At 39.1% G+C, this 13,400-nt stretch carries 12 protein-coding genes; 5 read left to right on the forward strand and 7 right to left on the reverse strand.

Features of this window, described 5'->3' with window-relative positions; all coding sequences use genetic code 11:
• Together R5R67_RS15105 and R5R67_RS15110 are read left to right on the forward strand one after the other, a co-directional pair.
• Nucleotides 1-211, forward strand: a 211-nt coding sequence (locus R5R67_RS15105) for an FAD-dependent oxidoreductase (RefSeq protein WP_042053676.1), incomplete at its 5' end; no start/stop codon positions are given.
• Between the two features lie 173 nt (nt 212-384).
• On the forward strand, nt 385-729 hold the full coding sequence (locus tag R5R67_RS15110) for a hypothetical protein (RefSeq protein WP_001037895.1): 345 nt from the start codon (nt 385-387) through the stop codon (nt 727-729).
• Between the two features lie 63 nt (nt 730-792).
• On the opposite strand, the gene R5R67_RS15115 is transcribed toward R5R67_RS15110, so the two are convergent.
• Both R5R67_RS15115 and R5R67_RS15120 read right to left on the reverse strand, forming a co-directional pair.
• Nucleotides 793-1,404 (reverse strand): glutathione binding-like protein, encoded by a 612-nt coding sequence (locus tag R5R67_RS15115; protein WP_000781338.1) that lies wholly within the window; start codon nt 1,402-1,404, stop codon nt 793-795.
• Between the two features lie 208 nt (nt 1,405-1,612).
• A complete protein-coding gene (locus R5R67_RS15120) occupies nt 1,613-4,051 on the reverse strand; it encodes an ExeM/NucH family extracellular endonuclease (protein WP_009516807.1) in 2,439 nt (812 codons plus the stop codon).
• A 145-nt stretch (nt 4,052-4,196) separates the two neighbouring features.
• On the opposite strand from R5R67_RS15120, the gene trmB reads away from it, so the two are divergent.
• Both trmB and R5R67_RS15130 read left to right on the forward strand, forming a co-directional pair.
• Complete coding sequence (gene trmB, locus R5R67_RS15125; protein ID WP_000020862.1) at nt 4,197-4,913, forward strand: tRNA (guanosine(46)-N7)-methyltransferase TrmB; 717 nt, start codon at nt 4,197-4,199, stop codon at nt 4,911-4,913.
• A 171-nt stretch (nt 4,914-5,084) separates the two neighbouring features.
• Nucleotides 5,085-5,711, forward strand: coding sequence for a glutathione S-transferase family protein (locus tag R5R67_RS15130; protein ID WP_000912922.1), 627 nt, complete (start codon nt 5,085-5,087; stop codon nt 5,709-5,711).
• A 10-nt stretch (nt 5,712-5,721) separates the two neighbouring features.
• Here R5R67_RS15130 and R5R67_RS15135 read toward each other — a convergent pair whose 3' ends face one another.
• The 5 genes from R5R67_RS15135 to R5R67_RS15155 all read right to left on the reverse strand — a co-directional run bounded on the left by R5R67_RS15135 (nt 5,722) and on the right by R5R67_RS15155 (nt 10,949).
• The gene (locus R5R67_RS15135; RefSeq protein WP_000703554.1) at nt 5,722-6,501 is read right to left on the reverse strand and encodes a Rossmann-like and DUF2520 domain-containing protein; all 780 of its coding nucleotides are present in this window, start codon (nt 6,499-6,501) and stop codon (nt 5,722-5,724) included.
• A gap of 86 nt (nt 6,502-6,587) precedes the next feature.
• On the reverse strand, nt 6,588-8,003 hold the full coding sequence (locus tag R5R67_RS15140; protein ID WP_000026485.1) for an OmpA family protein: 1,416 nt from the start codon (nt 8,001-8,003) through the stop codon (nt 6,588-6,590).
• A gap of 213 nt (nt 8,004-8,216) precedes the next feature.
• Nucleotides 8,217-9,452, reverse strand: coding sequence for a dihydroorotase (locus R5R67_RS15145; RefSeq protein WP_000029356.1), 1,236 nt, complete (start codon nt 9,450-9,452; stop codon nt 8,217-8,219).
• 12 nt (nt 9,453-9,464) lie between these two features.
• Nucleotides 9,465-10,481: an aspartate carbamoyltransferase catalytic subunit gene (locus R5R67_RS15150; RefSeq protein ID WP_000546639.1), complete on the reverse strand. Its 1,017-nt coding sequence runs from the start codon at nt 10,479-10,481 to the stop codon at nt 9,465-9,467.
• Between the two features lie 123 nt (nt 10,482-10,604).
• Nucleotides 10,605-10,949, reverse strand: a complete 345-nt coding sequence (locus R5R67_RS15155; protein WP_000654265.1) for a hypothetical protein — start codon at nt 10,947-10,949, stop codon at nt 10,605-10,607.
• A gap of 238 nt (nt 10,950-11,187) precedes the next feature.
• On the opposite strand from R5R67_RS15155, the gene rlmKL reads away from it, so the two are divergent.
• The gene (gene rlmKL, locus R5R67_RS15160; protein WP_001098020.1) at nt 11,188-13,392 is read left to right on the forward strand and encodes a bifunctional 23S rRNA (guanine(2069)-N(7))-methyltransferase RlmK/23S rRNA (guanine(2445)-N(2))-methyltransferase RlmL; all 2,205 of its coding nucleotides are present in this window, start codon (nt 11,188-11,190) and stop codon (nt 13,390-13,392) included.
• Nucleotides 13,393-13,400 lie beyond the last annotated feature (8 nt).

The raw sequence follows: 13,400 nt of genomic DNA on the forward strand, positions 1-13,400 counted from the left end.
GCCAAACACTGACTTCTTAAAAGACAGTGAGGTTGAGTTAACCAACCGTGGTGAGATCATTGTGAATGACCGCAACGAAACCAATGTAAAAGGTGTATTTGCTGCAGGTGACTGTACCACTGTACCTTACAAGCAAATCATTATTGCTACAGGTGAAGGCGCTAAAGCATCACTCTCTGCGTTTGATTACATCATCCGTTCTGGGCAATAAAACTGGTCAAATCACTATCATTTGGTTCAAGCCTAGCATTACAAAATGCTAGGCTTTTTTAATACGAGAGTTACAACTTTTTAACAATTTTTGATCTTTATTAATCAGTTACTTTATGTTTATATTTTAGACATCCATAATTTTGGATGCCATGAATTAGAAGGAAAAACACAATGAATAAATTACTTGTTGCTTTAGGTCTTGCTGCGACTGTTGCCCTTGTTGGTTGTAATAAAGATAAAGCTCCAGAAACTGGTGCTACTACAGGTGAACACTTAGAAAATGCTGCTCAACAAGCAACAGCAGATATCAAATCTGCTGGTGATCAAGCTGCGAGCGATATTGCAACTGCAACAGACAACGCTTCAGCTAAAATTGATGCTGCTGCTGACCACGCTGCTGATGCGACTGCTAAAGCTGCAGCTGAAACAGAAGCTACTGCACGTAAAGCGACTGCTGATACAGCTCAAGCTGTTGAAAATGCGGCTGCTGATGTGAAAAAAGATGCTCAACACTAATTCGCTTTAGCATTAAAAAAGCCCCTATTTCTTAGGGGCTTTTTTAATACTTTTGAAAATTGCTTATGAAATTAAACCTTCATCACGCATTGCAATTTGTACCGACTGACGTTCTGCAACTTTATTACGTAAGGCAATAATATGTTTATATGGCGTTAAATCATGCTCAATTGAGTTTGACCAATTTGTTAAAACAAATAAATACGCATCTGCTGGACCAAAATTATCATTTACCAAATAGTCATAATCCGACTCAGCCAAATAATTATCGATATATTTTAAAAGACGGTCAATTTCAGCATAAGCTTTGGTTTTTTCATCATTTGTTAACGGTGCCCCAAAAAATACCGCGTATGCATCATGCAATTCAGAATTTAAATAGCCCAACCATTCTAATACTTTCGCACGGCCTAAGCCCGAAGGAGGAATCAAATCTTGTTTAGGGTCGTGCTGAGCAAGGAAAGGTAAAATCGCTACGTTTTCAGTTAAAATTAAGCCCGGATTAATTTCTAAAGCTGGTACATATCCCTTTGGGTTAATTTCATAATAATCTGCACCTTTTTCTGTTTTATGTGTTTTTAAATTTACTCGTTCTAAATCAAAATCAACATTAATTTCATTTAAAATAATATGTGCAGCTAAAGAACATGCGCCTGGCGAATAATATAATTTCATATCTGATCCTTGTTATCTCACATTAACGTTTTAAATTGGTTCTAAAAAACCTGCAAGGTTTGTACAATTCCTTAATTGTAAAAAAGCGTAAATTTATAAATTACTTACACTACCTAATATTCTTGAAAAAGTTTTCCCTTGCAAGTTGTCTTGCGTGACGATTGTTTAAAATATGATAAAACACATTCCCATCACGCATTTTTTACCGTTAATTACGTTTAAAAAGTTGGCTAATCCATTCCACTAATTGGTTTAGGAAATCCAAAATAGGATTTTTGTTGCCATTATCAGGATGACTTGAATCTTTACCATTTAAATCTAGATCAACAATTACAGGATCATGGTCCGAAGAACGATAGGCATCTTCGCCATAAAATAGCGCCTTTTGCTCATCTGTTTTATATTCTTCGTTGTAATCTAAAACTGTTGGCTCATCTGCATTGATATGCCAAGCAAACGTACGAACTACTTTAGGATATAACTCTGCGTCGGCAATTGCATGATCTAAGTTACCCGCTCCACCATTGCCATTTGCATCACTTGCCACACCAAACACATAGCTATATGCCTGAGCGCCTTGCCCAACCTTAGCATCATTGAGTAAGACTTTATAATTGGCTTTTTCAAAGGCTAAAATAGGTTCTTCTTTTGCATAGCTATTCATGTCCCCTACCAGCAAAGCATTTTGCTTAGGCACTTGCGTCGGATTTTTTGCTAGCCACTGCACAATTTGATCAACTGCTTTTACACGGGTTGGATTCCAGCATCCCTGACCATCATTTTGATCTGCATCAGAAGAGTTGGCATCTACTCCACTACATCCTTTTGATTTCAAATGGTTTGGAACAACGGTAAATGTTTTATTACCACGGATAGCTTGGAACGTTTGAGCTAAGGTCGTTCTGTTTTTCTCACCTAAATCAAGCACAACAGCTTTATTTAAAGGCTTCACACGCTTGCTGTTATAAATAATCGCTACAGCAATAACATCGGTACCTAAACGATCCAGATTTTCAGGAATAACATATTTCCAGTCTGGACCTAGTGCACTCGTTAAATGAGCAATCGCGCTGTTTGGGCCATAGCCATTGTTGGCAATTTCCATTAAACCGTAAACGTCAGCATCAATCGATTTGAGTGCACTCACAATTTTACGGTGCTGTTTATCAAACTCTGCTTGTGTGTTTGCACCACGCTCTGTTGGGAAACCTGTTGCACCATTGTCATAGTTCAAGACATTAAATGAAGCTACACGAATATGGTTGGCATTTTTCGCAATAACATTTTGACGAGAGTTGGTTTGAGCAATAACTTCTGGTTGCGTACGTCCAAGCACTGGTTGTACGCGCCAACCGTTAAAACGATATTCTAAAATTCCTTCGACATTTTTAAGCTGGTAGCCTGAACGCAATGTATTGGCAGCACTAAAATTTGTAGGTAACCATGGTGTACGGTTTTGATTGTTATAACCATCATCAAAAATAATTTTAGATAATAAATTTTTCTGAGCTAGAGCTTTAGCTTCAGGAGATAGCGCTGGATATAAATTGGTTGGAATATATAAGCGACCTAAACTTAAAGATAGTTCACCATAACGACCATAATTATAATTCTCACTCACCATTAAAGTCTGAGGCAATTTCACCAACATGCCTTGATAACGCTGCGGAGAATGGGTTGAACCGCCTGTTAAACTCGAAAATGGTAGTTCAAGGCTAATTGGCTGAACCTGATTTGCCATATTGCTATTACAGGTTTGAATATCTTGTTGTAATTGGTCAATCTGTAGCTGATTTTGATAGCTGGTTAAACGACCACGTAAAATAACCTCATCACCAATTTGTCCACCTTTCACCGCACTACTATTCGGAATATAAACAAAAATAGCATTGCTCACATTTGCACGTGCTTTCGTATCAGGTGTTTGAACATAAAAACCTGAGAAACCATTTGCATAACGATAGTCGGCAGTAATTACTCCACGCACGGTATAAGTCTGGTTTTGTGCTGATGTTGCTAAATCGGCAATTGGTGTATCTGAGCTTGAACAGCTGACTGTTTCAATAGGAGGCTGAGTAGTAGTACCTGATAGATTTGTAAAATCATTTCGGTTTGCCCATGCTGTCCATGAATGGTCCAAATCAAATGCCGCTGTCGGATCAATACTCAAAGCTGGATTTTCAGTTTCAATACGTTTAAAGCTATTTCCCAAGCTTGAAACAGCAGTTCCCCATCCTGCCTCAGGTCGCTCCCCAATACGGCCAAAACGATCTACAGGTGTGCCTTTATAAACAAGCACAACTGCATCATCCCCATTAAAAGACAATGCAGCCACTTGATTTACTTTATTGCCAAGTTCTGTCTGTAACTCTGAACGCCCCACCAAAAATTTTTGTTTACTTGCAAGCGTACCTTGTAAACGGAAGGTAGCTGTTTTCGCAGTCCCACCATTATTAAATTGTTGAATTTCATAATCAGCCAAGTTAACGGTAGTACCATCTGGGTTATAAATTTCTAACCCTTTTTTATTACTGCTACCATCAACATACTGGCTAAACATGAGCTGTGCCTGAGCAACAGAACTATATGAAAATGCACCTAATGCACTTAAAAAAACCGAAAGTGTTTTTAATTGAAAAGTTTTCATGAGTAAAAATGTTCATGTGAGTTTTAATTAGCCTCTTAGCTTAAATATTGATCATGACATCTACATGAAGAAAAACACCGAAACATTTGACTTGACCACCTGAAGACTTAAAATACCGCATTTGAATTTCAATATTGCCAAGGTTATGTCGATCGATCAGTTAGAAACGCAAATTGCAGAATTGGACAATTTGCCTGAACACCGTGAAATTGTGACGTTTATGCGTCGTTCAGCCCCACTCAATACGTCTCAACGCACGGCTTTAGAACAACATCGCGATTTAATTTTGGAATATCCCGTGGGTGACTTACGTCAGCACTTCAAGCATCCAGAGCGCCCTTTAACTGTTGAAATCGGTTTCGGTATGGGCCGTTCTTTAGTACTTATGGCTAAAGCGAACCCTGAACGTAACTATGTGGGTATTGAAGTCCATGTACCGGGCATTGCTCAATGTGTCTATGAAGCAGGTATGGCAGAGCTTAAAAATTTACGAGTACTCGATGCTGATGCAATTCAAGTACTACGTGAAATGCCTGACAACAGTATCAACTGCGTACAACTTTACTTCCCGGACCCTTGGCAAAAAAAACGTCATTTCAAACGCCGCTTCGTTATTCATGAACGTATGCAATTGGTTGAACAAAAACTTGAGCTTGGTGGTACATTCCACGCTGCAACAGACTGGGAACCGTATGCTGAGTGGATGTTAGATGTTTTAGACAACCGTCCAAACCTTGAAAACTTGGCTGGTAAAGGCAACAGCTATCCTCGACCAGAATGGCGCCCAGTAACTAAGTTTGAACGCCGTGGCATTGAGTCAGGTCATAAGATTAATGATTTTATCTTTAAGAAGATTAAGTAAGAAACAGGGCTTAGTAATAAACTAAGCCCTTTTCATTTCAATATTAAAAATTAAATAAACCTATAACTTATCTTGTCCATTTTTCTGACTAATTAAAGATTGCCAATTGAACTCAATCTCGTTATTTATAGAAAAGGTACTTGCCATACTAAAAAATACTAAGGACAACACATGTTAAAAATCTTAGGGCGTGATAATTCTATTAATGTTCGCAAAGTCTTATGGCTATGTGACGAATTAAATCTTACATATGAGAGAGAAGATTGGGGTATAGGCTTCCGCTCCGCTCAATCTCCTGAATTTTTGCAATTAAATCCTAATGGTCAAATTCCAGTGATTTTAGATGGCGACTTAGTCCTTTGGCAGTCGAATAGCATTATACGTTATCTAGCAAATGCTTATGATAAAGACCATATACTCTACCCAACTCAAGCTAAGCAAAAAGCTATTATTGACCAGTGGATTGATTGGCAAGCTATAGAACTGAATAACAGCTGGACTTATGCATTTATGTCGCTCATTCGACATTCAGCCCTTCATCAAGACCCGAATTTGTTACAACAAGGTATTGATCAGTGGAATAAACAAATGCAGATTCTCGATCAACAACTTGAAAAAACTCAAGCCTATGTTGCAGGTACTGAGTTTACCCTAGCCGATATACCAATTGGGCTGTCTGTACAACGCTGGAAAGCAACTCCTTTTGACCATCCAGCGCTTAAACATGTCGACCAATATTTTGAACGTTTAAATCAGCGTAAAGGCTTTTTAAAATGGGGCAATAACGGTCAACCTTAACCTCTTAAAATTAAGATGAGTGATGGCGCTTTACGATGCCATCACTTAAAAGTTGATAAACCTGTTTTAAATCATCTCGATTTGCTTGGGCTAATAAGCTTTGATGCATTACCAAGATATTCTGATCTCCTCGCATTGCAGGTCCTGTTTGCATTTGCTTTGGATCATTTTCAGTAGCTTTTTTTGCTGTTTCCAGAATTAATGGGTAAAGCAAGCCAAAGTCGACCTGCTCTGCATCTACAACTTGCTTTGCCATATCAAAACAATAATTACTAAAATTACAGGCAAACACGGCTGCCAAATGCAAAGTTAAACGTTGCTTAGAGGTATATTGATACACTCGCTTACTTAGGCTATTTGCTAAATCAGAAAGTATGATTAAATCATCTTTATTGGTCGCCTCTACAAATAATGGAGTGGCTTGCCAATCAACGTCTCTTTCAAGACTGAACGTTTGCAGAGGATAAAACACCCCTGCTTTTTCATGAATATTACTGATGACTTGAATGTCTGTACTCCCCGAAGTATGAACCATAAGCGTTTCGGGAAATAACTCGTGTACCTGCGTTGCAAGTTCAGTAATAGCACTGTCTGAAACAGCTAAAATAATTAAATCGCTTGGTTGAAACTCTTGAAGAGACTGACATGCTTTCGCTTGAATTTGCTCTGCAAACTTCTTGGTTTTCTCAAAATCACGCGCATAAACTTGTGCGATATGATGACCTTGAGCCAAGAGTGCCTTTGCCAAATGGAAGGCAACACGCCCACTCCCTAACAAACTAATTTTCATGCCAACCTAACAATATTTATTTCTATAAAAAAAGCTTCTCAAAATGAGAAGCTTTTTTCAAATTAGAATTCAATAAAATCTGTTTTTTATTGAGCTACTGAAAACTCAATACGACGGTTTTTAAAGCGTCCTTCTTCGGTCGTATTGTCTGCAACTGGCTGTTCTGAACCATGGCCTTTAGCAACCAGTTTAGAAGCATCCACTCCTTTAGAAACTAAATAATCTACTACTGCTTGAGCACGTCGTTGAGAAAGCGCTTTATTAGCAGCGGCATTCCCTGTTGAGTCGGTGTGACCACCTACATCTAATTTAACACCAGACACTTTATTTAAAAGGGTTGCTGCTTGATCAAGAATAGCTTTGTTATCTGCAGGAATGTCACTTGAGCCACTCGCAAAGTTAATAATTTGTAAATTAAGTGCTTTAACTAGTGCGTTTACATCTACATTGTTCGGGTCAATTGCAGTTAAGGCTGTTTGTGAAGCACTTAAACTGTTGCTTACAGACTGTTCAGCTGTTTCTGGCGCTGCGGCAACAACTTCGGTATGTGGAACAAGTGCTTTTACTTTAGCAGTTAACGCTTCTAACGCTGCAGCATCACCTGCTTTCAATGTAATCTTGTCACCCACCCATTCTAAAGAAGCGTTTGGAATACCTTTTAATGCACCCAACACGCCTGCCAAAGCATCCTTATCGGTAAAAGCAGCCGCATAAGTTTGACTTGTATCAACATCACAATCTTTAGTAGCTGAAAAGACTTGTTTAACTTGAGTTTGTAATGTCGCTAAGAAACCTTGATCGCCAATTCCAGCCTGACACTGGCTCACGGCACCTTTATCATCGGTGCTTAAAGTTAAAGTAGCTGGAGCAGCCGCGGCCTCTACACCGCTTGCAGCTTTAGTTTCTGGTGCAGGTGTAGCTTCTTTATGCTGGCAAGAGCGCCACAACCAAGCAATTAATAATCCGAGAATAATGAGCGCAATAATGGGTAAAAAACCACGAGATTTACCCGTAGTCTCTGTTGCTGCTGCAAGTGGCGGTGCTGTCGATGAAGTTACAGAAGATAAACCAGCTCCAATACCTAATGGAGCTAATAAGCCCACGGCCCATCCTGGTAAATATGAACGGATCGTTTCAGCATGCTGACGTAAATAGTTCACAATACTTTGTTGATCATTTCCGGCAACGTCAGAAATTGCATTAAGGCTCGGTTTTAATGCGCTATTGAGGGTATTTTCGATTTCATTATTTGGTGCTGTACCACTTAAATGGGTAAGCACAGTATTCTTAATTTGCTCATTATGAGAAAAAAGATCGGATAATGACGGAGCCAAACTGTTTTTCAATTGTCCTATAAGATCAGGTTTAGCAGCTAATAATGAAAGTAGAATTGGATAAAACTTAGATAAAGCGTTTGTTTTTTCGCCGAGGTATCCATCCTGATTATTTAATATTGTTGAAGATACTTTTTCTTTAAGCAGTTCTATAGGGTTTATCGACATTGGTTATTCTCCCGAATCTTATACGTCGTAACCAGCAACTTTTTGATTATTCAAATACTTCTCTTTGCTGATAGTTTTTTATTCTAATGCGCTCGAAATCTTTTGTTGTTTTTTAAATAATTTATATACAATTTTCCATCTAGTATTTACAAAACAGGCAGATCTTTATGATCTACCTGTTTATATTTTATATCGGCATTTTGCTGCTTAAAATTAAACAGCAAAAGTCTGTAAGACTTTACCTGTAAGCTTTTGACCCAGTAAAGGGGTGTTTTTCCCTTGAGATAAAATAGTGTCTTTACTTACAGTCCAGCTTAACTCAGGATCTACCAACACCCACCCTGCTTCAGCTTGCCAACGTGCTGTCATATTTGCTACCTGTGCAGGAGCACTTGTCACTTTAGTTACCCATTCTAAAGGTTCAAATAAACCTTCATTAATGAGCTGAATACCCAAAGCCACATAAGTATCAAATGCAGTAATACCCGGTTGGGTCTCTGCAAATGGAGCCATTTTAGCTGAACTGCTTAAAGGCTCATGGTGGGTACAGATTGCATCAATTACACCTTGTTTTAAACCTTGGCGTAAAAGCTCTTTATCTTGCTCAGAACGTAATGGTGGACGAACATGTGCAAGTGAATTGAAGCCATCAATTAGTTGCTCAGTTAAATGTAACTGATGCATTGCTACATCGGCAGTAACCGGTAAACCTTTTGCTTTTGCAGCACGAATTAATTCGACCGAAGCGCCACAAGACAACAAACCAAAGTGAGCTTTGACACCTGTCGCTTCAATCATAAGCAGATATTTTGCAATCGCTACGGTTTCTGCAATTGCAGGAATCATTGGTAAACCTTGACGTGATGCAATAAAGCCTTCATGAGCACAACCATCTTTAGCAAGTTGTGGCTCTTCAGCATAGAAAACGACGGTTAAACCAAGACCCGCGGCGTACTCTAATGTACGAACAACAACATCGTCATTTTCAAAAGCAGCATTCGCATTTGAAACAGCAGTACAGCCACCCTTTTTAAGGCCTGCCATATTTGCTGGTTGCTTACCATTTAGACCTTGAGTCTGGGCACCGATGATATGCATGTGAATACCACCATCATGCCAAGCTTTTTCAATTAAGCCGTGAATGAGCGCACCGTTGTCTTGTACAATCGGCTTTGAGTCTGGCGGCGTAATGACGTGCAAAATACCATTAGCACGTGCAGCTTTACCTTCTGATTTCAACGTTCCATGCTGCTGCTGACCTGGTTCACGCAAACGTGCACACAAATCAACCATAGTTGGCATTAACCATTTACCCTGACCATCAATAGTTTGTTCAACCTGATCGACTGGGGCAATGAGCTTACCATCTTGAAGATATACAGTTTGTACGCTGTCTGTTTTTTGGATTGGGTCTAACACACGTACATTTTCAATTTTTACAATACTCATGTGATCCATTCCTTACAACGCAATCGCTTCAATTAAACCTTGTTCTTGGAGTTGCCCTTGCATAGACAACGCTAGCACAGCCATACGAACTGCAATACCGTTAGTGACCTGTTTTAAAATCACTGACTGTTCGCCATCAGCAATACTCGAATCAATTTCTACACCACGGTTCATTGGTCCCGGATGCATAACAATACAGTCCGGTTTAGCCAAGCTAAGGCGCTCTTTGTTTAAACCGTACATTCTGTAAAATTCAGATTGTGAAGATAATGCTGGTGAATCGATACGTTCATTTTGAATACGTAAAGCAATAATCACATCACAACCGGTAATGCCTTCATCCATGTTATTGAACAAACGAACATGGTCGCCATATTCTGAAAAACCAACCGGTAATAAGGTGTTCGGCGCAATCACACGGATATCTTTACATCCGAGTGTTTGAAGTGCAGCTACATCTGAACGCGCAACGCGAGAGTGTTTAATGTCACCAATAATGGCAACACTCAAGTCTTCAAATGGTTTTTTCGTCTCACGGCGAATAGTGAGCATATCGAGCATCGCTTGCGTTGGATGGGCATGACGTCCATCTCCGGCATTAATAATTGCGACTTTCGGACATACATCTTTAGCAATGAAATGTGCAGCACCTGAAGATGAATGACGTACAACAAAAATATCGGCAGCCATTGCTTCGAGGTTCCAAAGCGTATCTCGTAAAGTCTCACCTTTTGACGTGCTTGAACGTGCAATATCAATGTTCAATACATTGGCAGACAAACGTTTTGCTGCTGCTTCAAAAGTAGTACGAGTACGGGTGGAGTTTTCAAAGAAGAGATTCATAACCGTCCGACCTTCTAAAAGCGGGCGGTTAATTAAATTATTATTATCATCTAAAAAGCTTTGCGCGGTATCTAAAATCTTAGTGAGGTTTTCTTTTGAAAGGCCCTCAATCGTTAAAAAATGTTTTAAATTTCCGTCTTGATTGAGCTGAACCTGGCTCGGTTGATGCAACGCTGCAATATGCATAATGGATTCCTATGGGTCGAATCGCGAAAACGTGCATAGTGTAGCTGAATTCCGTTCTTTTCGCAGAAGAACTTTACAGAATAAGGCCCTAAATTGACCAGAAAATTTAGAGCCGTGCTCAGATTACCTTAAAGCACCAATATAATGATGTGGCACTTGTGCCCGATAAATGTCTTCGGCTGTGATTTCTGATTCTTCACTAGTTTGAATACTTACTGTCATTTCTTTTTGAGACTGCTCTGGTATTGAATCAGTCAATACCATTAATCGTTCAACACAGCGTTTTAATTCGTCATCTTCTGCTTCTAGTGCCAGTGCAATTACATATTTCGCATAGTCTTTATTTTGAACAACGTACATTGCATCTATCACCCGTCCCGTTACTCTGCGCATACGCACATAAATTTGAGTAGCTAGTGTGAAAGCTTCTGCATTCGCTATAAAACCATTCCCCATCATATCTTTCATTTATATTCCCCTATGTATTCAAATCATGAAATTGGTTAAAAACCATCAATAATGATTAATTAAATAAATTTTATTTCGAAAGATTTAGCAAAATACATACCAGTTTTTATATTTTAAGCTTTAAAAATCAATTTATTGGTTGCCAAGTGATAGGTTGCAATAATTTAAAAACTTTTAGACACCAAAATACGTTAAACTTTGCATCGTTAATATTTATATGTTTTGGTCAATCGAGTTTATGAATACCTCTTTACGTTTAAACCACTATTGGATTACTTGTGCTGATGGTTTAGAAACCCTCTTACAAGAAGAAATAGAACAGCTTGGCACCAAAGTGACAGAACGTAAAGCAGGACGTTTAATCATTGAAGGAACGCTTGAACATGCTTACCGTATTTGCATGTGGTCACGTCTTGCTTCACGTGTTTTACTTCCAATTCATACTTATGAACTTGAACGTACCCACGATGCACGTGATGTAGCTGAAGAGCTTTATGAAGGTGCAATTAGTTTTGATTGGTCACTTATTTTTGCACCACAAAGTACCTTTGCAATTCGCTTACACGCAGAGCGTGAAATTAAGGTAAATACGCAGTTTGCAACTCTTCGTGTAAAAGATGGTGTTGTTGATTCCTTTATGGAAGCTGTAGGTCGCCGCCCAAGTATTGATACCAAACAACCGGAAATTACATTATATGTGCTTGCGGGCAAAACCGAGCATACATACTGCCTAGATTTATCTGGAGATTCATTACATAAACGCGGCTACCGTCGTTTCATGACAGATGCGCCAATTAAAGAAAACCTCGCAGCGGCAATTTTACAAAAAGCCAAGCTTCAGGAGCGTAACCCGGAAATTGTACTTGACCCAATGTGTGGTTCAGGCACATTTATTATTGAAGCATTAATGATTTTAACTGATCGTGCGCCGGGTCTTGTACGTCGTTTTGGTTTTAATGGCTGGCATGGTCATGACCGTGAACTTTGGCTTTCACTCAAAGCAGAAGCAGCAGAGCGTCATGAAAAAGCACTTGAACAACCGTTACCTAAGTTTTATGCATACGATGCTGACTGGGAAGCTGTAAAAGCAACACGCGAAAACATTATTGCAGCAGGTTTTGAAAAGTTACTAGGCGATATTCAAATTGAAGAGCGTACTTTAGCAGACTGGCCAGATTTCGGTGCTGAAAATAAAACTGCTTTTATCGTTACCAACCCTCCATATGGTGAGCGCTTAGGTGACAAAGCTTCTAACCGTTCTCTTTACTTAGGCTTATCTGCCCTCTTACAAAAGAACTTCCCAAATCAATATGCAGCAATTATTGCCGCACAAATTGAACAAGCCGATGTTTTAGCATTTGAAGCACCAGAAACATTACGCTTAATGAATGGTAAATTACCGATTTATGTTCGTTTCGGTACAGTTAAACCTGAAAAAGTCACTCAACCATTCTTGGCAAACTGGCAAGCTCAACCTGTTGAAATGGAAGAAGCTCAAGACTTTGCTAACCGTTTGCAAAAGAACATGACTGCCTTGAAAAAATGGGCAACCAAAGAAAATATCTATTGCTTACGTTTATACGATGCAGACCTCCCTGACTTTAACCTTGCTGTAGACTTATATGGCGACCGTTTACATGTTCAGGAATATGCACCACCTAAAAAGATTGATCCTGAAAAAGCAAAAAAACGTTTTAACTTAGCGCTTGCTGCTATTCGTGCGGTAACAGGATTAAATCGCGATGCAATCTTTATTAAAACACGTGCGCGTCAAACTGGTACCAATCAGTACACTAAACAAAGTACAGCCAATAAACGTTTCATCGTTCAAGAAGGTAAAGCTAAAATTTTAGTGAACCTAACTGACTACCTCGATACAGGTTTGTTCCTTGACCACCGTCAAATGCGTTTACGTATTGCTAAAGAAGCACGTGGTAAGCACTTCTTAAATCTTTATAGTTATACCTCGACAGCCAGCTTACACGCGGCTTTAGGCGGCGCTGCAAGTACAACCAGTGTAGATTTATCTAATACTTACTTGAGCTGGTCAAAAGAAAACTTCGTTTTAAACGGTTTAACGGTAGATCATGCAGACGAACAGCACATGTTCTTTGCAAGTGACTGTTTTGAATGGTTAAAAGAAGGTCATGAACAATATGATCTTATTTTTATTGACCCGCCAACATTCTCTAATTCTAAAAAGTTCCACGGTACTTTTGATGTGCAGCGCGATCACGTCTCTTTAATTAAACGTGCAATGAACCGCTTAACAAGTGAAGGTACACTTTACTTCTCAAATAACTATCGTGGTTTTGAGATGGATGAAGAGATCGAGGCTTTATATGATGTTGAAGAAATTACTTCTGAAACGATTGGACCCGATTTTAAACGTAATCAAAAAATCCACCGTGCATGGAAAATTCAGCATCCAGGGCTAAACTAATCTGAATT

The sequence above is a fragment of the Acinetobacter sp. OYA S30 genome, from assembly GCF_033599315.1.
Classification (GTDB): Bacteria; Pseudomonadota; Gammaproteobacteria; order Pseudomonadales; family Moraxellaceae; genus Acinetobacter; species Acinetobacter baumannii.

What these genes read in the sequence shown, in the direction of transcription:
- R5R67_RS15145 (WP_000029356.1), bottom strand. Translation starts at nt 9,452, where the DNA reads ATGAGTATTGTAAAAATTGAAAATGTACGTGTGTTAGACCCAATCCAA.
- R5R67_RS15135 (WP_000703554.1), bottom strand. Translation starts at nt 6,501, where the DNA reads ATGAAAATTAGTTTGTTAGGGAGTGGGCGTGTTGCCTTCCATTTGGCA.
- trmB (WP_000020862.1), top strand. Translation starts at nt 4,197, where the DNA reads ATGTCGATCGATCAGTTAGAAACGCAAATTGCAGAATTGGACAATTTG.
- R5R67_RS15155 (WP_000654265.1), bottom strand. Translation starts at nt 10,949, where the DNA reads ATGAAAGATATGATGGGGAATGGTTTTATAGCGAATGCAGAAGCTTTC.
- R5R67_RS15120 (WP_009516807.1), bottom strand. Translation starts at nt 4,051, where the DNA reads ATGAAAACTTTTCAATTAAAAACACTTTCGGTTTTTTTAAGTGCATTA.
- R5R67_RS15150 (WP_000546639.1), bottom strand. Translation starts at nt 10,481, where the DNA reads ATGCATATTGCAGCGTTGCATCAACCGAGCCAGGTTCAGCTCAATCAA.
- R5R67_RS15130 (WP_000912922.1), top strand. Translation starts at nt 5,085, where the DNA reads ATGTTAAAAATCTTAGGGCGTGATAATTCTATTAATGTTCGCAAAGTC.
- rlmKL (WP_001098020.1), top strand. Translation starts at nt 11,188, where the DNA reads ATGAATACCTCTTTACGTTTAAACCACTATTGGATTACTTGTGCTGAT.
- R5R67_RS15110 (WP_001037895.1), top strand. Translation starts at nt 385, where the DNA reads ATGAATAAATTACTTGTTGCTTTAGGTCTTGCTGCGACTGTTGCCCTT.
- R5R67_RS15115 (WP_000781338.1), bottom strand. Translation starts at nt 1,404, where the DNA reads ATGAAATTATATTATTCGCCAGGCGCATGTTCTTTAGCTGCACATATT.
- R5R67_RS15140 (WP_000026485.1), bottom strand. Translation starts at nt 8,003, where the DNA reads ATGTCGATAAACCCTATAGAACTGCTTAAAGAAAAAGTATCTTCAACA.